The organism is Amycolatopsis deserti, from assembly GCF_014653945.1.
Classification (GTDB): domain Bacteria; phylum Actinomycetota; class Actinomycetes; order Mycobacteriales; family Pseudonocardiaceae; genus Amycolatopsis_E; species Amycolatopsis_E deserti.
In genome coordinates this window covers 87,904-104,638 of sequence record NZ_BNAU01000009.1, presented here as the reverse complement: position 1 = coordinate 104,638, position 16,735 = coordinate 87,904, and the positions used below count along the sequence as shown (strand labels likewise).

General features: G+C 71.6%; 17 protein-coding genes. 6 read left to right on the top strand and 11 right to left on the bottom strand.

All coding sequences use genetic code 11. The annotated features are described in order from the left end of the window. From IE290_RS31450 to IE290_RS31440, 3 genes are all read right to left on the bottom strand, one after another. On the bottom strand, positions 1–774 hold the full coding sequence (locus IE290_RS31450) for a 2-keto-4-pentenoate hydratase (RefSeq protein ID WP_191248358.1): 774 nt from the start codon (positions 772–774) through the stop codon (positions 1–3). Beyond that, entirely contained in the window at positions 771–1,568 is a 798-nt protein-coding gene (locus IE290_RS31445) for a 2-keto-4-pentenoate hydratase (protein WP_191248357.1), read from the bottom strand. Before IE290_RS31445 ends, IE290_RS31450 begins: the two co-directional genes overlap by 4 nt. A gap of 63 nt (positions 1,569–1,631) precedes the next feature. Then, a complete protein-coding gene (locus tag IE290_RS31440) occupies positions 1,632–2,174 on the bottom strand; it encodes a TetR/AcrR family transcriptional regulator (RefSeq protein ID WP_191248356.1) in 543 nt (180 codons plus the stop codon). A 67-nt stretch (positions 2,175–2,241) separates the two neighbouring features. On the opposite strand from IE290_RS31440, the gene IE290_RS31435 reads away from it, so the two are divergent. Then, positions 2,242–3,000, top strand: coding sequence for an ABC transporter ATP-binding protein (locus tag IE290_RS31435; protein WP_191248355.1), 759 nt, complete (start codon positions 2,242–2,244; stop codon positions 2,998–3,000). A gap of 4 nt (positions 3,001–3,004) precedes the next feature. Next, positions 3,005–4,321 carry an FtsX-like permease family protein gene (locus tag IE290_RS31430; RefSeq protein ID WP_229874834.1) on the top strand — a complete coding sequence of 439 codons (1,317 nt, stop codon included), beginning with the start codon at positions 3,005–3,007 and terminating at the stop codon, positions 4,319–4,321. A gap of 39 nt (positions 4,322–4,360) precedes the next feature. Here the strand turns inward: IE290_RS31430 and IE290_RS31425 are convergent, their stop codons facing one another. The 5 genes from IE290_RS31425 to IE290_RS31405 are packed head-to-tail and all read right to left on the bottom strand — an operon-like array spanning position 4,361 to position 9,189. After that, complete coding sequence (locus IE290_RS31425; RefSeq protein ID WP_191248353.1) at positions 4,361–5,611, bottom strand: ABC transporter substrate-binding protein; 1,251 nt, start codon at positions 5,609–5,611, stop codon at positions 4,361–4,363. Continuing rightward, on the bottom strand, positions 5,608–6,747 hold the full coding sequence (locus IE290_RS31420) for a branched-chain amino acid ABC transporter permease (protein ID WP_191248529.1): 1,140 nt from the start codon (positions 6,745–6,747) through the stop codon (positions 5,608–5,610). The genes IE290_RS31425 and IE290_RS31420 overlap by 4 nt, the downstream gene beginning before the upstream one ends. 7 nt (positions 6,748–6,754) lie before the next feature. Next, positions 6,755–7,633 carry a branched-chain amino acid ABC transporter permease gene (locus IE290_RS31415; protein WP_191248352.1) on the bottom strand — a complete coding sequence of 293 codons (879 nt, stop codon included), beginning with the start codon at positions 7,631–7,633 and terminating at the stop codon, positions 6,755–6,757. Then, entirely contained in the window at positions 7,634–8,404 is a 771-nt protein-coding gene (locus tag IE290_RS31410; protein WP_191248351.1) for an ABC transporter ATP-binding protein, read from the bottom strand. After that, positions 8,401–9,189, bottom strand: coding sequence for an ABC transporter ATP-binding protein (locus tag IE290_RS31405; protein ID WP_191248350.1), 789 nt, complete (start codon positions 9,187–9,189; stop codon positions 8,401–8,403). The genes IE290_RS31410 and IE290_RS31405 overlap by 4 nt, the downstream gene beginning before the upstream one ends. 158 nt (positions 9,190–9,347) lie before the next feature. Between IE290_RS31405 and IE290_RS31400 the strand changes: the two genes are divergently transcribed. Together IE290_RS31400 and IE290_RS31395 are read left to right on the top strand one after the other, a co-directional pair. Next, positions 9,348–10,535 carry a GAF domain-containing sensor histidine kinase gene (locus IE290_RS31400; protein WP_373300579.1) on the top strand — a complete coding sequence of 396 codons (1,188 nt, stop codon included), beginning with the start codon at positions 9,348–9,350 and terminating at the stop codon, positions 10,533–10,535. Then, positions 10,532–11,152: a response regulator gene (locus IE290_RS31395; RefSeq protein WP_094006255.1), complete on the top strand. Its 621-nt coding sequence runs from the start codon at positions 10,532–10,534 to the stop codon at positions 11,150–11,152. The genes IE290_RS31400 and IE290_RS31395 overlap by 4 nt, the downstream gene beginning before the upstream one ends. On the opposite strand, the gene IE290_RS31390 is transcribed toward IE290_RS31395, so the two are convergent. The 3 genes from IE290_RS31390 to mtnA form a co-directional block, all read right to left on the bottom strand. Next, complete coding sequence (locus IE290_RS31390) at positions 11,153–11,425, bottom strand: hypothetical protein (RefSeq protein WP_191248550.1); 273 nt, start codon at positions 11,423–11,425, stop codon at positions 11,153–11,155. An 84-nt stretch (positions 11,426–11,509) separates the two neighbouring features. Next, positions 11,510–13,426, bottom strand: coding sequence for a S53 family peptidase (locus tag IE290_RS31385; RefSeq protein WP_191248348.1), 1,917 nt, complete (start codon positions 13,424–13,426; stop codon positions 11,510–11,512). A 96-nt stretch (positions 13,427–13,522) separates the two neighbouring features. Beyond that, on the bottom strand, positions 13,523–14,497 hold the full coding sequence (gene mtnA / locus IE290_RS31380; protein ID WP_444541897.1) for an S-methyl-5-thioribose-1-phosphate isomerase: 975 nt from the start codon (positions 14,495–14,497) through the stop codon (positions 13,523–13,525). 64 nt (positions 14,498–14,561) lie between these two features. Here mtnA and IE290_RS31375 point away from each other — a divergent pair, with 64 nt between their 5' ends. After that, on the top strand, positions 14,562–15,914 hold the full coding sequence (locus IE290_RS31375; RefSeq protein ID WP_191248346.1) for a TrpB-like pyridoxal phosphate-dependent enzyme: 1,353 nt from the start codon (positions 14,562–14,564) through the stop codon (positions 15,912–15,914). After that, the gene (locus tag IE290_RS31370; protein WP_191248345.1) at positions 15,911–16,657 is read left to right on the top strand and encodes a tryptophan 2,3-dioxygenase; all 747 of its coding nucleotides are present in this window, start codon (positions 15,911–15,913) and stop codon (positions 16,655–16,657) included. Before IE290_RS31375 ends, IE290_RS31370 begins: the two co-directional genes overlap by 4 nt. Positions 16,658–16,735: the final 78 nt, after the last annotated feature.

The window sequence follows — 16,735 nt, the reverse complement described above, 5'->3', positions numbered from 1 at the left end:
TCACCCAGCCAAAGTCACCGAACCGAGGCTCGTGAAGTGCGCCGCGATCCGCGAACCCGGTGAAACCGGCACGGCGTCGGTCAGCCCGCCGGTCAGCACGATCCACCCGGCCTCCAACGCCAGCCCGCGCTCGGCCAGCGAGTTCGCCGCCAGCGCCAGAGCCTCCCCGGGGTGCCCGAGCACCGCGGCGCCCGTCGCGCTGTCCACGATCGCTCCGTCGACCTCCAGCAGGCACGCCTCCAGCGACAGGTCCAGCCCGGCGGGCGCGACCCCGACAGGCCCGACCCGGAACACGCTCGACGACGCGTTGTCCGCGATCGTGTCGGGGGCGGCGAACCGGAAGTCCTCGTACCGCGAGTCGATGACCTCGATCCCGCCGTAGACGCGGTCCACGGCCTCCATCGCGGTCGCCGCCGTGACGCCGGGGCCCGCCAAGCGGGAGCCCAGCACGAACACGATCTCCGGCTCGGCGCGCGGGTGGATCAGCTTCGGCAGCGGGTCGGCCGCGGGCAGCACCATGGCGTCGGTCAGCCACGCCATCACCGGGCGGTCCACGCCCATGCGCTCCTGCTTCGCCTTCGACGTCAGCCCGAGCTTGAGCCCGATCAGCTTCTCGCCCCGGGCGAGCCGCAACCGGAGCGCCTCGTCCTGCACGGCGTACGCGGTGCGCACGTCCAGGCCTGGCCACTCGTCGGTGATCGGGCCGCGCGCGGTTCCCGCGTCCTCCGCCGCCAGCAGCACCCGCGCCGCCTCGGCGATGCTCCACTCGGTCACGCGTCCTCCTTCGACCCGAACACGGCCGTCACACTGCCCAGTCCCGCCGCCGTCGACACCACCGTGTCGCCCGGGCGCAACGGGATGGCCTTCGTCATCGACCCGGGCAGCACCACGTGCCCCGGCTCCAGGTCGATGCCCAGCGGGCCGACCGTGTTCGCCAGCCACACCAGCGCGTTCAGCGGCGAGCCGAGCACGGCGCCGCCCGCGCCGGTCGCCACCAGTTCGCCGCCCGAGTGCAGGGTGCAGCCGGTGAGGCGGAGGTCCACGGTGGACAGTGCGGTCGGACGGCTGCCCAGCACCACGCCGCCGGAGGAGGCGTTGTCGGCGATGGTGTCGACGATCGAGATGCGCCAGTCCTCGATGCGGGAGTCCACGATCTCCAGCGCCGGCACGACGAAGTCGACGGCGCGCACGGCGTCGGCGACGGTCACGCCAGGCCCGGACAGCTTCCGCCCGAGCACGAACGCGATCTCCGGCTCGATCCGCGGCTGCAGGAAGCGGTCGACCGGGATCGGCTGGTGCTCCAGGTGGAACATGCCGCCGGTGAGGTGCCCGTAGTCGGGCTGGTCGACGCCCATCTGACGCTGCATCGCGGCCGAGGCCAGGCCCACCTTGTGGCCCTTGATCTCCTCGCCGCCCTCGGTCCACACGCGCACCTGGTCGAGCTGGATCCGGTAGGCGTCCTCGACCGTCGCGCCCGGGTAGGTCTCGATGAGGGGCGCGATGGGTTTGCCCGCCGCGTAGGCCTGCAGCAGGAGGTCGGCCGCCTCCCGCACCGCTGTCGCATCCATGGCGAGAACTCTCGTGGGCGGCCACCGGGATCGCAAGAAGACCGTCCCGCTGGGCGGCACGCGTCAGACCCGCGCGCCCTGGTCCGCCGCGACGATCTCCGCCGCGGTCGGTGCGTTGTCCGGATCGGTGAGCCACTGCAGCGCGACCCCGACCAGCAGCGAGTAGTAGTGCGAGCCGACGATCCGCACCCGGTCCGGGTCCGCGTCCGGCCCGAGCCCGGCGAACGCCTGCGCCAGCGCCGTGCGGGCGGCCTGCTGGCCGCGCGCGTTCATGTCGCGGATCTTCTCGTCGTGCTGCAGGTAGGCGACACCCTCGAAGTTGACGAACCACAGCTGCCGGTTCGCCTGGATCGACTCGATGATCCGGCCCCAGCGCGCCTCGTTCGTGTCACCCTCGCCGAGCGCCTCGAACAGCAGCTCGCCCCACTCGGCGTTCAGGTCGTTCAGCGCCCGCGTGAGCAGGCCCTCCTTCGACCCGAAGTGGTAGTTGATCGACGCCAGGTTCGCGCCGGATGCGGCGGCCAGGTCACGCGCGGTGGTGCGCGCGTAGCCGGCACGGAGGAGGCAGTCCCGTGCCGCGATCAGCAAGTTCTCCCGGTGTCCCATGTGTGCTACCGTATCATATGAACGTTCGTTTTAAACGTTCGTTCAACGAGTGAGGAAGGGATCTGACATGGGGACTCCTGCTGTGCGCACCCGGGGCTTGCGCTGCAGATTCGATGGGGAAGCGGGGCCGGTCGACGCGTTGCGCGGCATCGACCTGGACGTGCCGAGGGGCTCGTTCACGGCGATCATGGGCCCGTCGGGGTCGGGCAAGACCACGTTGCTGCACTGCGCGGCCGGGCTGCGGACGCCGACCGCGGGCACGGCCGAGCTCGACGGCGTGAGCCTCGCCGGCCTCGACGAGACCAAGCTGGCCGAGCTGCGCCGCCGGCGCGTCGGCTTCGTGTTCCAGGCGTTCAACCTGCTGCCGGCGCTGACCGCGAAGGAGAACGTCGAACTGCCGTTGCGGCTGGACGGGCGCAAGCCCGACCCGCGCCGGACCGCCGCGCTGCTCGAGCGCGTCGGGCTGGGCAACCGCGGCACCCACCGGCCGGACCAGCTCTCCGGCGGACAGAAGCAGCGCGTCGCGGTGGCGCGGGCGTTGATCACGGACCCCGAGGTCGTCTTCGCCGACGAGCCGACGGGCGCGCTGGACATCCGCAGTGCCCGCGAGGTCCTGAGCCTGCTGCGCGGGCTCGCCGACCAGGGCCAGACGATCATCATGGTGACGCACGACCCGGTCGCGGCGTCCTTTTCGGACCGGGTGCTGTTCCTGGCCGACGGCCTGATCGTCGACCAGATGGCCCGTCCCGCGGCGGCCGCGGTCGCCAACCGCATGGCGACCCTGATCGAGTCGGCCGAGCGAGCCGCCGCGATGGGGGTGAACTGACGTGGTGAGCCTCGCCCTGCGGCTGTTCCGCCACCACCGCGGCGCGGCGATCGCCACCGGCCTGATCGCGCTGATCGGGATGGCGCTGGTGTCGACGATGACCACGCTGCTCGCCACCGGGTTCGCGGACGGCACGGCCGAGGCGGACCGGTCGTTCCTGACGCAGTTCCCGATGATCATGGGCGGCTGGGTGGTGGCGATCGTCGTCTTCGCGATGGTGTCGACGATCGGCGTGACGCTCGGCGGCCGCGCCGGGGAGATCGGCGGGCTGCGCCTGATCGGGGCGGCGCCGCGGCAGATCCAGGTCATGGTCTCGGCGGAGACGCTCGCGGTCTCGGCGGTCGCCGCGCTGCCCGGTCTGCTGCTGGGTTACCTGCTCGGCTGGATCGTGCTGGCCGCGGTCCGGTCGTCGGGACTCATCGCCGGCTCCACGGCCTACTCCCCGGGCCTGGCGCTGCCGGTGGCCGGTGTCGTCGTCGTGCTGCTCGCGAGCATCGCGGCCGCGTGGATCGGTAGCCGCAAGATCGCCGGGCGGAGCCCCGTCGAGGGACCTGCGCCGGCGGTCAGCAATCGGTCCCGCCGGTCGCCGCGCCGCATCCTCGCGGCCGTGATGCTGGTCGCGGGGATCGGGTCGTCCTCGGCCGTCCTCGCGATGGACGCGGACGACATCGCGACGACCGCGATGACCGGGCCCGCCACCGTGCTCGTCGCGATCGGGCTCGCGGTGCTCGCGCCGGAGCTGGTCGTCGTGGTGAACCGGGTCCTGAAGGTCCTGGCGCCGCGTGGCGCGGCGGGGCACCTGGCGGCCGTCAACCTGTCCGCGGCGCCAGACCGGGTGCGGCCCGCGGTCACCTTCCTGACGCTGCTCGTCGGGGTGTCCGCCGGGACGCTCAGCATGCAGGGCATCGAGAACCGGCACTCGGCCGAGGGCAGCACCGCGCAGGTCCTGGCGTCGATCAACTACCTGGTGGTGGTCCTGATCGCGTTGTTCATGGCGATCGCGCTGACCAACAACCTGGTGGCGGCGCTGGGCAGGCGGCAGGAGGAGTTCACGACCATGTCGCTGATCGGGTCGACCTCCGGGCAGACCCGCGGGATGCTGCTGCGGGAGATCGTCGCCGCGACGCTCGTCAGCGTGATCGCGGCCGGGATCGGCGCGCTGGTGTGCGTCATCCCGTTCGCCATCGTCAAGACCGGCAGTCCCGCGGCGGCGTTCGCCGCCGGGCCGTACCTGCTGAGCATCGTGCTCGGCGCGGTGATCGCGCTCGGGGTCACCACGGTCGCGGGCAACCGCGTGGTCCGCGCGGCCGCGGTGCACTGACCTGGTGGCCCGCCAATGGGGACGGGCCACCAGGCGCGCTCACTTCTGGTGCGGGGCCACGTAGTCCTTCGCGTCCGTGGCCTCGAACAGCGGCTTCACGTACTTGATGCCGCCCTCCACGCTCGCGTCCGGCTGGGCCACGTACACCTCGCGGGTCGGCGGCGCGCCGGGCTTGGAGAAGTCCAGCGCCGCCACCAGGTCACCGGTGTCGGCCGAGGTCGTCTGCTGCAGCGCGGCCAGGATGCCGTCCCGGGTCAGGTCCTTGTTGTCACAGGCCTTCTTCAGCACCGCACCCCACACCTCGGCCACCGCGTAGCCGTAGGGCACGCCGGCGTTCGGCGGCTCCGGGAAGCCCGCGGCCTTGTACTTCGTCAGCACCTCCTTGGCCTTCGGGATGTCCGCGGCCACCGGCACGCTGCTCGCCACGACGTACAGCCGGTCCAGCGCGTTGGCCGCCGGGCTGTTCAGCAGCACCGGGTCGAACGTCGGGTTGTTGCCCAGCAGCGGCACATTCAGTCCGAGCGCCTTGTTCGCCGCGGCCACCGAACCGGTCTGCGCCGGGGTGGTGGTCAGCATGATCGCCTTGACGCCCTCACCGCGCAGGCCGGTGACGATGTTGGTCAGGTCGTTGTCGGACGAGGTGATCTTGACCTCGCGCAGGTCCATGCCGTGCTTCTGCGCGTAGTACCGCGAGCCGCGCAGGCCGTTGGCGCCGTACTCACCGTCGATGTAGATGTGCCCGATCTTGTCCCCGTCCTTGATCATCCCCTGTTCCTGCAGGTAGGACATGCCGTCGATCATCTCGACGTCGTAGGTGGTGCCGACGATCATCACGTACTGGTTGTCCAGCAGCTCCGACGACCAGGACGCCGGGGTGGTGGTCACCTTGTCGGACTTGATGTTCTGCTTCAGCGCCGCCATGATCGGCGATCCGACCACCTGGACGAACCCGAGCACCTTGGGCTCCAGCTGCGGGTACAGGGTCTTCGCCTGGTCGGCCTTGTAGGCGTGGTCGACGACCTCGAGCTTGACCTTGCGTCCGCAGACGCCGCCGGCGGCGTTGAAGTCGTTGACCCACAACTGGTTGCCGTGCGTGATGCCGATCGACAGGTTCTTGAACGGGCCCGTCATGTCGGTCATCACGCCGAGGGTGATCTCGTTCGCGGTGACGCCGAGATCGGTCTTGACGCCCGAGGCGTCCGAACCGGACGATCCCTGATCGCCCGCTTTCGTGCCGCACGCGGCGACGACCAGCATCGCCGCGAGGACCAGGGAAAGCCGTCGCTTCATCGGGACGTTCCTTCCTTCTTCCGTTCCCTGTGCAGGCTGCCGGTGATCCGGCGGCCGATCGCCGCGAGCCCGCCCGGCTCGAAGAGCACGACCAGGATGATCGCGGCGCCGTAGACGAAGGTGCTGACGAGGATGGGCGTGAACGCGCCCTCGCCGCTCCCGGTGAAGATCCCCAGCTGGGTCGAGTAGAGCGAGAGCACCTGCGGCAGGCCGAACACGACGAGCGCGCCGACCAGCGCGCCCCCGATCGACCCGAGACCGCCGATGATGACCATCGCCAGGTAGGCGATGGAGACGTTGATGCCGTAGGTGCCGAACTCGTTCTCGTCCGGTTTGAGGATGTCGAACCACAGCACCGTCATCACGCCGGCCAGCCCGGCGTAGGCCGAGGACACGGCGAACGCGCCCGCCTTCGCCCGCGCCACGTTGACGCCCATCGCCGCGGCGGCGGGCTCGTGGTCGCGCACCGCCCGCCAGGACCGGCCGACCCGGCTGTTGACCGCGCCACGTGCGAGCACGAACGCGATCACCGTCAGGGCCAGGTAGAGGTACCACATGCGCTCGGCCTGCCGGAACGGCACGCCGAGGATCACCAGGCTGCCCGAGCTGTCGAAGGTGAACCCGAACAGCTCGAACGGCGCCGGGGTGCGCCCGGTGGAGGTGCCGCCGGTGAGGCGTTCGGTGGACTGCCCGAGGAACAGCCCGAGGAACACCAGCGACAGCGACGCGACGCCGAGGTAGATGCCGCGCAACCGCCCGGACACCGGGGCGAACGCCAGGCCCAGCACGGCGGTGAACGCGACCGCGGCCAGCAGCGACAGCAGCGGGTCCACGCCGAACCCGATCACCCGGCCGTCCTCGGTGCCGCTCGCCAGCACCGTGTACGTGGTGCCGCCGGCGAGCAGGAAGAACGCGTGCGCCAGCGACAGCTGACCGGCCTGCCCGACCAGCATGGTCAGCCCGATCGCGCCGACCGCGCCGGTCATCATCCACTGCCCGGCCTTGAGCCACTCCGAGCCCAGGTACAGCGGCAGCACCAGCAGCACGACCAGCAGCACCAGCCAGGCGAGCAGTCGCAGCCAGCGCACCGGCTTCGCGGGGGCCTTCGCGGGCGCGTCGGTGACCGTGGCCCGCATCGCCAGCTCAGACACGGGTTATCTCCCTCGTTCCGAACAGCCCGGACGGCCGGATCACCAGCACCAGCAGCATCACCAGGAACACCGCGCTCTTGGAGAAGTCGAACGAGATGTACTGCGCGGACAGGGCTTCGACGAGCCCGACGACCAGCCCGCCGACGATCGCGCCCGCGGTCGAGTCGAGCCCGCCGAGGATCGCGGCGGGGAACGCGGCGAGCGCGATCGAGTGCGTGCCGCGGGACAGGCCCGCGCCGGAGAAGTCCTGGGTGGCCAGGAACAGCACCGCGACCCCGGCGAGCAGCCCGGCGACCAGCCACGCGGTGGCGGTCACCTGGCGGCTGCGGATGCCCATCAACGCGGCCGCCTCGCGGTTCTCCGCCTGGGCACGCATCGCGACACCCCAGTTGGAGAACTTGAACGCCAGGTAGAACGCGGTGATCAGCACCGCGGCCACCCCCATCGCGACCAGGTGCGTGCGGAACAGCGTGATGCCGGCGACCTGGAACGGTTTGGCGTCCCACGCCTCCCCGATGAACGGCACGCCGACGCCGAGGCGCCGCACGATCTCCTCGGTCACGATCACGTCGATGCCGATCGTGAGCAGCGCGAGGCTGTTCGGATCGGCGAGCTTCGTCCGGGACAGCAGGAGCCGTTCCATGACCAGGGCCAGCAGCCCGGCGCTGACGATGCCGACCAGCGACGCGCCGACCCAGCCCAGCGAGTCCCGCGTGGCCACCACCAGGTAGCCGCCGAACAGCACCAGCGACCCGTGCGCGAAGTTGATCACCTCGGTGGACTTGAAGATGATCACGAACCCCAGCGCGAGCAGCGCGTACACCGCGCCCTTGCCGATGCCGTTCACCGCCAGTTGCAGGAACGTGTCCATCTACGCGGCCTCCGTTCCCAGGTATGCCCGGATGACCTCCGGATCGGACTGCACTTGGTTCGGCGGGCCGTCGGCGATGCGGCGGCCGAAGTCGAGCACGGTGACCCGGTCGGCGATGCCCATCACCAGGCCCATGTCGTGCTCGACCAGCAGGATCGAGATGCCCAGCTCGTCGCGCACGTCGTGGATGGTGGCGGCGAGGTCGGAGGTCTCCGCCGCGTTCATGCCGGCCGCGGGCTCGTCGAGCAGCAGCAGGACCGGTTCCACGGCCAGCGCGCGGGCGATGTCGACGCGCTTGACCTCGCCGTAGGGCAGCGCGGCCACCGGGGTGTGGATCAGCCGGCCGATGCCGAGGAACTCGCAGATCTCCTTGGCCCGTTCGGTGTGCTTGCGCTCGGCCCGCGCCGTCCAGGGGGCGCGCAGGGCGCACTCCAGGAACCCGCCGCGGGTCAGGGCGTGCCGTCCGAGCATCACGTTGTCCAGCACGGTCGAGCCGGGGGAGAGCGCCGCGTTCTGGAAGGCGCGGCCGATGCCGAGCTTCGCCATCTTGTGCGGGCGCATGCCGGTCAGCTCGGTGTCGCCGAGCACCACGCGGCCCTCGGTGGCCCGGTAGAGGCCGCTGATCACGTTGAAGCAGCTGGACTTCCCGGCGCCGTTGGGGCCGATGAGGGCGTGCAGCGAACCGGGCCGCACGGTGAAGGAGACGTCGTCGAGGGCGGTCAGGCCGCCGAAGCGGAGCGTGAGGTGCTCGACGCGCAGTTCCGGGATCATCCGCCCCACCTCGACAGGAAGTGCTTGCGCGGACCGGCCTCTTCGGTGACGGTGTGCGTCTCGGCGTGGCCGCCCAGGTACAAGCGCTGGACGTCCTCGCTGCGGGACAGCTCGTCCGACTTCCCGGCCAGCGCGACCCGGCCGACCTCGAGCACCACGGCGTGGTCGGCGACGTTCAGCGCCATCACGGCGTTCTGCTCGACCAGCACCACCGAGGTGCCCTGCGCGTGGATCTCCCGGATGATGCCGCTGATCTGCTCGACCACCTTGGGCGCGAGGCCGAGCGAGGGCTCGTCGAGCAGCAGCACCTGCGGTGCGGACATCAGCGCCCGGCCGATCGCGAGCATCTGCTGCTCGCCGCCGGAGAGCAGCCCGGCGCGCTGCCGGCCGCGCTCGGCCAGCACCGGGAACAGCTCGTGCACGCGTTTGCGGGCCTTGACCCGCTGCTCGGCCGAGGTCGAGATGCCGCCCGCGCGCAGGTTCTCGTCGACCGACATGCGGGTGAAGATCTGGCGGCCCTCCGGCACACCGACCACGCCGAGCCGCACGATGGACGCCGGATCGAGCTTGTCGATCCGCGTTTCGCCGAGCCGGACCTCACCGCGCGTGACGACGCCGCGGTGCAGCTTGAGCGTGCCGGAGATCGTCCGGAGCAGGGTGGACTTGCCTGCGCCGTTGCTGCCCAGGACGGCGAGGACCCCGTCGTCGGGAACCGCCAGGTCGACGCCGTGCAGCGCGGCGACCGAGCGGCCGTAGCGGACGTGCAGGTCGCGGACGTTCAACACGGTGGGCGCACACCTCCTCCGATAGCGTGACGGGCGTCACTCTCGGTGGCGGCAATCCTTGATCGGCCCTCGCCGGTCCGACACCCCCACCTGGAGAGGTTTGCCGGACTTTTGCCCAACCGTGCCCTCTCCAAGAGGGGATGTCCGGAATGGATTCGATGTGCGATCGTGGGCGCGTGACCGCAGAGCAGCGCGTCGCCGCGGACCGTGCCGTCGAGCACAGCAACGTGCTCGACGAGTTGCTGCGCGAGCGCGAGGGCCTCCTCGGGACCCTCGACCGGGTGATAGCCCTGCAGGGCACGGCGCACCTGATCCGGGAGTCACTGGGCGTGCACGCCGCGTTCGTGGGCGAGCTGGAGCGGCCCGGCACCGCCGTCATCCGGTGGATGGCCGGGAACCGGACCGACGCGATCCAGAACCTCGTGGTGCCCACCGGCCAGGGCGTCGGTGGCCGGGTGCTGGCCTCGGGCAAACCGGTGCGGGTTTCGGACTACCTGAGCGCGCCGACGATCACGCACCAGTTCGACGCGCAGGTCGCGGGCGAGGGGCTCGCGGCGCTGCTGACCGTGCCGATCATCAGCCGGGTGCGGGGCAAGCCGGAGACGCTCGCCATCGCCTACGCCGCGATGCGTGAGCCGGCCGACTTCGGCGACGACGCGGTGCGGCGGCTGGAAGGCATCGCCGACCAGGCCGCGTCCGCGCTCAAGCTGGCCAGCGTCGCCGAGTCCGACCGCGCCGACGCGATCTCCGCGGAGCGGCGGCGGATGCAGAGCGCGCTGCACGATTCGGTCGGGGCGCTGCTGTTCTCCATCGGCGTGCAGGTGCGCAACCTGCACCAGGACGTGGCCGGGGACCCGGTGCTGGAGGGCCGGTTGTGCCGGCTGGAAGGTGACGTGTCGGCGGCCTCCCGGGCGCTGCGCGAGTCGCTGCTGTCGCTGTCGGAGTCCACTCCGGAACGGGCGCTGCCGGTCGAGCTGGCCGAGCACTGCCGCTCGTTCGAGGCGCGCTGCGGGCTGCCGGCCCGGTTCGTGCAGCTCGCGCCGGTGCGGCCGCTGGACGCCGAGCGCACCGCGCTGCTGGTGTGCGCGGTGCGGGAGGGACTGCTCAACGTCGAGAAGCACGCGCACGCCTGCTCGGTGGTGGTCAGCCTCGGGCCGAGCGGGGGCGGGGTGCAGGTCGTGGTCGCCGACGACGGCACCGGCCCGGACGCCGAGGACGCGCCGGGCACCGGGATGGGGCTGCGCTCGCTGGCCGAACGGGCCGCGCGGCTGGGCGGGCGGGTGAGCCTGGTCCGGGACGAGGACGGCGGCTGCACACTGCGGGCCTGGGTGCCCGAAGTGCCATGACGGCGACGGTCCTGGTGGTCGACGACCACCCCGTGGTCCGCGACGGTGTCACGCTGCTGCTGCGGGCCGAGCCGTCGCTGAAGCTGATCGGCAGCGCGGAGTCCGGCCGGATCGCGCTGCTGCGGGTCGGCGAGCTGCGGCCCGACCTGATCCTGCTCGACCTGCGGCTGCCGGACATGCTCGCGCCGGAGGTGATCGCCGGGCTGCGCCAGGTGCACCCGGCCGGCCGCATCGTGGTGTTCACCGCGCACGGCGACCACCAGGGGCTGCTGGCGGCGCTGGACGCCGGCGCCCACGGGTGCCTGCTCAAGGATGTGGCCGGCACCGATCTGGTGTCGGCGCTGCGGCGGGTGCTGCGCGGGGAGCGGGTGGTGGACCCGCGGATCATGCCGGACCACTCGTCGCGATCGGACGCGCTGGCGCGCAGCGGCCTGACCCGGCGGGAGTACGAGGTCCTGCGGCTGGCCGCGCAGGGGCAGACGAACCCGGAGATCGCGGAGACCACCGGGCTGACGCGGAACACGGTGAAGACGTACCTGCAGTCCGCGCTGCACAAGCTGGGCGCGCGCAACCGCGTGGAGGCGATCGGGAAGGCGTCCGAGGCAGGGTTGCTGTAGTCAGCTGGCGCGCGGAGATTGCCGTGCAGGAAGAGGACGGCGGGACCGCGGCCCGAGTCGGTGACCGAGAACCGCTGACTCCGGGTGGTGATCGTGTTCATCGGTGAAGCCGAGGTCGGCGGCCAGGGCGGCGACGGTGATGTCGCTGGTGGCCAGCTGTCGCCGTGCTTCCAGGGTCGTGAAGTCCGCCGGGTACACGGGCGGGTAGAGCTTGAGGACCAGCGCGTCGCCGCACGCGTAGACCGGCAGTGACCCCGACGCGAACCGGCTCACGTCGCCGCGGTCTCCGCAGCCGGTAGTCCCACTCTGGGGAAAAGCCGTGGAGGCCACCGATTCTCCGGTGGCCTCCACAACCGCTCAGGGCAGCAGCAGGAACGCCAGGCCGTTCGGCACGCCCAGCCCGGTCACGTTGTCGTACCCGGGGGTGGTGTGGATGGTCAGTCCCGGCCAGTCCAGCTCCCGCGCGGAGGTGATCAGGCCGCCGGTGGCGTCCACCGAGTTGGCGTAGTCGACCCGCATGACCGCGCCGTCCACGTGCTGGACGTCCCGCACCGCCGGCGCGCCGGCCCGGTAGATCACCGGGTTGACGAACCCGTGGTGGAACCCGGTCAGGCTGTCCGACACCGCCATGATCCCGGCCAGCACCGGCGACGACAGGCTCGTGCCGCCGATCCGGTACTGGTCGTAGTACACGCCGTCGGGGAAGGTCTGCGTCTGCCCGACCAGGAACCCGGTGTTCGGATCGCCCACCGCGGAGATGTCCGGCACCACCCGGCCCCTCGCCTTGCCGCGCTGGTTCTGCGCCGCGAGCGCGTCCGGAACCACACCCCGCTGGTAGAACGGCTCGTCGAACAGCACGCTGGTGCCGCCGCCGGAACCGGACGTGTAAGCGGCCGGGCCGTACACGCCACCGGCCAGGGTGCTCTTGCCGGTCTCCCAACCGGTTTCGAACAGCGTCCGGCCGTCCTTGCCGACCGCGAGGCTCGTCCCGCCGACCGCGGTCACCCACGAGTCCGACGCCGGGAAGTCCGCCGACGGGTTGCCCAGCCGGGCGGCCTCGTCACCGTTGTCGCCCGAGGAGAAGTAGACGCCGATGCCCTCCATCGCCGCCTGCTGCGCGATCTGCGTCCACACCCGCACCTCGGCAGCCGGGATGTCCTCGCCCGCGTCGCCGTAGGAGTTGGAGATGACGTCGGCCTGGTGCCCGGCGACGATCCAGTTCAGGGCCTCGTCCAGCGAGGCGTCCTGGCAGTCGGACCCGCCGACGTACAGGATCTTCGCGCCCGGCGCCATCGCGTGCACGGCCTCCACGTCGAGCGTCTGCTCGCCGTACCAGCCGGCCGCGTCGCACGCCTCCGGTGGCTCCTGGTCGACGTTGGCGGGGAACACCTTCTCCGCGAACTGGGCCTGCCGCAGCGGGTGCGCCGGATCGTTGCGCCGGGCGTACTCCGCGGCGTCGGCGTACAGCGTGGGCGAGGCGAAGGCGTCCACAATGGCCACCGTGGTGCCGCTGCCGTCGGCGCGGACCTTGTCCAGCCCGTAGGCCGACCGCAGCTGGGCGGGCGTGTAGCCGCACGGCGCGTACGGCCGCTGCTGCCCCCGGTAGGCCGGGTCGGTGGTGTCGGTCTTCTCGCCGTAGTAGGCGCTGCACGGCGGCGCGTTGCGGAACCCGTCCGACGGCGGCACGTCGGATGGCGATCCGTCCGTGATGTCCGGCTTCATCAGCGCGGTGGCCTGGTCGACGCCGATCACGCCGAGCACGTCATCGGACAGCGCGGCCGGCACCGACAGTTCCCGGTCCGCGGCCCGCAGCACCTGCCCGTCCACCCGGTAGCGCGCCAGGTCCACGCCGAACGCCTGCTCCACCTGGCCGGTGGTGCCGGTCGCCTCGACGTAGGCCCGGTTGGCCGGCACGTCGCCGATGCTGAACCCGCTGCCGGACAACCAGTTCCGCACCGCGCCGAGCGTGGCGTCGCTCGCCGCGAACCGGTCGCGCACCTGGTCCGGGGTCAGGTACCGGCGGAAGGACGGACTCGACGGGTCGGACACCGCGCGGGCGGTGGCGTCCGCGCCCGCCTGGTCGCGCATGGTCAGGTAGACCCGGAAGCTCAGCTTCGCGGCCGGGGCGGAGTCGGCGACCTTGGCCTGCGGGGTCGCCCACAGCGGATGGGACAGCGGGATCACCGCGCGCCCCTGCGCGGCGGCGGTGCCCGGAACGGCGAGCACACCACCCGCCAACGCCAGCGACGCGACAACAGTCAATGCTCTTCGCATTGCGCAGACACTAGAACCGCGTCCGGCGAAAACCAGCGCGTCCACGAATTCGTTACCAGGTTACCGAAGAAAGTAGGGAATCCGGCAAACCGAATTTCAGGGGACCAGTGGGCCCTTTTCGGTGACCACCGCGGTGATCAGCTCCGCCGGAGTGACGTCGAACGCCGGGTTGAACACCTTCGTCCCGGGTGGTGCGACCGGAATGCCGGAAATGGTGGTGATCTCCTCCAGCGCCCGTTCTTCGATGACGATGGATTCGCCCGATTCCAATTCGGGGTCCACAGTGGACGACGGCGCCACGACCACGAACGGCAGCCCGTGCCGCGCGGCGGCCAGCGCCAGGCCGTAGGTGCCGATCTTGTTCGCCACGTCGCCGTTGACCGCGATCCGGTCCGCGCCGACCACGACGCAGTCGACCATCCCGCGCGCCATCGCCGCGGCCGCCGCGGAATCCGGCAGCACCCGGTACGGCACGCCCGCCTCGGCCAGCTCCCACGCGGTCAGCCGCGCGCCCTGCAGCAGCGGGCGCGTCTCGTCGGCGAGCACGTGCTCCAGGTGCCCGGCGGCGTGCAGGTGCCACACCACGCCGAGCGCGGTGCCCCAGCCGACGGTCGCCAGCCGGCCGGCGTTGCAGTGCGTGAGCAGGCGCAGCGGGCGGCGCGGGCACCGCTCCAGGATCAGTTCGGCGGCGCGCGCGGACGCCTCCTGGTTGAGCCGCTCGTCCTCGTCGAGCAAGGCGAGAGCCTCGGCGAGGACCGCGTCCGGGCCGTCGCCGAGCCGGCTCAGCGCACGCGAGACTCCCCAGCTCAGGTTGACCGCGGTCGGGCGGGCGTTCGCCAGCCGCTCCGCGTCGGCGCGCACCGCGGCCGGGTCGTCGTGGGCGAAGGCCGCCAGCGCCGTGCCCAGCGCCCCGGCGCCGCCGAGCGCGGGCGCGCCGCGCACGGCCAGCCGCCGGATCGCGTCGATCAGCTCGTCCACGGTGGTCAGCCGCAGCGTGCGGTACTCGCCCGGCAGGGCGACCTGGTCGATGATCTCGATCGCACCGTTCACCCAGTCGATGGTTCTGCGCACGTCTTCCATTGAACGCCATCGCGAGCCAAGCTGGGGGAGCCGCCACGACGAAGGGGGCCCGCCGATGACCAGCCGGACGAAGTACCTGCTCGACGAGTCGGATCTACCGACGACCTGGTACAACGTGATCCCCGACCTGCCGGAACCACCGCCACCGCCGCTGCACCCGGCCACGCGCGAGCCGGTCGGCCCGGACGACCTCGCGCCGCTGTTCCCGCAGGCGCTCATCGCCCAGGAGGTCACCCAAGATCGCTTTGTCGACATCCCGGGGGAGGTGCTGGACGTCTACCGGCTGTGGCGGCCCTCGCCGCTGTACCGGGCCCGTCGCCTGGAGCGGGCGCTCGGCACGCCCGCCCGGATCTACTACAAGTACGAGGGCGTCAGCCCGGTCGGCTCGCACAAGCCGAACACCGCCGTGCCGCAGGCGTTCTACAACGCGGCGGAGGGCATCCGGCGGCTGACGACCGAGACCGGCGCCGGGCAGTGGGGCAGCGCGCTGGCGTTCGCGTCGGCGACGTTCGGGCTGGAGTGCGAGGTCTGGCAGGTGCGCGCCTCCTACGACCAGAAGCCCTACCGCAAGATCATGATGGAGACCTTCGGCGCGACGGTGCACCCGAGCCCGTCGAAGGAAACCGCCGCGGGGCGAGCCGTGCTGGAGAAGGACCCGGACTCGACCGGCAGCCTGGGCATCGCGATCAGCGAGGCCGTCGAGCAGGCCGCCGCCGATCCGGACACGCGCTACGCGCTGGGCAGTGTGCTCAACCACGTGCTGCTGCACCAGACGGTGATCGGCGAGGAGGCGCTGCTGCAGTTCGCGCAGGCCGGCGACACGCCGGACGTGATCGTCGGCTGCACCGGCGGCGGGTCCAACTTCGGCGGGCTGGCGTTCCCGTTCCTGCGGGAGAAGCTCGCCGGGCGGATCGCGCCGGTGATCCGCGCGGTCGAGCCGTCCGCGTGCCCGTCGCTGACCCGCGGCCGCTACGCCTACGACTTCGGCGACACGGCGGGCCTCACGCCGCTGCTGAAGATGCACACGCTGGGTCATGACTTCATCCCGGACCCGATCCACGCCGGCGGCCTGCGCTACCACGGGATGGCGCCGCTGCTGTCGCACATCTACGAGCTGGGCCTGATCGAGGCGATGGCGGTCGGCCAGCAGGAGTGCTTCGCCGCCGGGGTCCAGTTCGCGCGCTCCGAGGGCATCATCCCGGCGCCCGAGCCGACGCACGCGCTGGCGGCGTGCGTCCAGGAAGCGTTGCGCTGCAAGGAGACCGGGGAGGAGAAGGCGATCCTGACCGCGCTGTGCGGGCACGCGCACCTCGACCTGCCGGCCTACGCGGCGTTCCTGGCCGGGCGGATGACTGACAACCAGCTGCCCGAGTCCGCGCTCGCCGAGTCGCTGGCGGGGCTGCCGTGACGGACGAACACGCGTCCCTGACCTACACCTCGTACCTGGCGCTGGACGACCTGCTGGCCGCGCAGCACCCGCGGTCCGAGGAACACGACGAGATGCTGTTCATCGTGGTCCACCAGGTGTACGAGCTGTGGTTCAAGCAGATGCTGCACGAGCTGGCACACCTGCGGGTCAGGCTGGAAGCCGGGGACACCGCGCACGCGGTCCGCACGTTGCGGCGGGTGCTGACGATCATGAAGGTCGTGGTCGCCCAGATCGACGTGCTGGAGACCATGACGCCCAGCCAGTTCACCAGCTTCCGGACCCGGCTGGCCGCGGCGAGCGGGTTCCAGTCGGCGCAGTTCCGCGAGCTGGAGGCGGTGCTCGGCCGGCGCGACCCGCGGATGGTGGCGCACTACCCGGAGGGCAGCCCGGCGCGGGAGCGGATCTCCGCGGCGATGGCGCGGCCGTCGCTGTTCGACTCGTTCCTGACCTACCTGTCGGTGCACGGCTACGACGTCAGCGGCGACCGCAGGAAGCTGCTGCTGGGGGTCTACACCGACGACGGCGGCCCGGCGACGGTGGCCGAGCACCTGGTCGACCTGGACGAGGGCGTGCAGGAGTGGCGGTACCGGCACGTGAAGATGGTGGAACGCACGATCGGCGACAAGGCGGGCACCGGCGGCTCGTCGGGCGCGAAGTACCTGCGGGGCACGCTGTTCCAGCCGCTGTTCCCCGACCTGTGGGCGGTGCGCGCCGACCTCTAGCTGTATGAGGCCTTGACGTTGGCGACGCCGGGGCGGAGTCGGGTCGCTGGTGGCTGATCTCCAGCGGCGTTGTGTGGT

Coding starts and splice junctions, on each gene's coding strand:
- IE290_RS31445 (WP_191248357.1), bottom strand. CDS start 1,568: ATGGATGCGACAGCGGTGCGGGAGGCGGCCGACCTCCTGCTGCAGGCC.
- IE290_RS31440 (WP_191248356.1), bottom strand. CDS start 2,174: ATGGGACACCGGGAGAACTTGCTGATCGCGGCACGGGACTGCCTCCTC.
- IE290_RS31435 (WP_191248355.1), top strand. CDS start 2,242: ATGGGGACTCCTGCTGTGCGCACCCGGGGCTTGCGCTGCAGATTCGAT.
- IE290_RS31425 (WP_191248353.1), bottom strand. CDS start 5,611: ATGAAGCGACGGCTTTCCCTGGTCCTCGCGGCGATGCTGGTCGTCGCC.
- IE290_RS31420 (WP_191248529.1), bottom strand. CDS start 6,747: ATGCGGGCCACGGTCACCGACGCGCCCGCGAAGGCCCCCGCGAAGCCG.
- IE290_RS31415 (WP_191248352.1), bottom strand. CDS start 7,633: ATGGACACGTTCCTGCAACTGGCGGTGAACGGCATCGGCAAGGGCGCG.
- IE290_RS31410 (WP_191248351.1), bottom strand. CDS start 8,404: ATGATCCCGGAACTGCGCGTCGAGCACCTCACGCTCCGCTTCGGCGGC.
- IE290_RS31400 (WP_373300579.1), top strand. CDS start 9,348: ATGTGCGATCGTGGGCGCGTGACCGCAGAGCAGCGCGTCGCCGCGGAC.
- IE290_RS31395 (WP_094006255.1), top strand. CDS start 10,532: ATGACGGCGACGGTCCTGGTGGTCGACGACCACCCCGTGGTCCGCGAC.
- IE290_RS31385 (WP_191248348.1), bottom strand. CDS start 13,426: ATGCGAAGAGCATTGACTGTTGTCGCGTCGCTGGCGTTGGCGGGTGGT.
- IE290_RS31375 (WP_191248346.1), top strand. CDS start 14,562: ATGACCAGCCGGACGAAGTACCTGCTCGACGAGTCGGATCTACCGACG.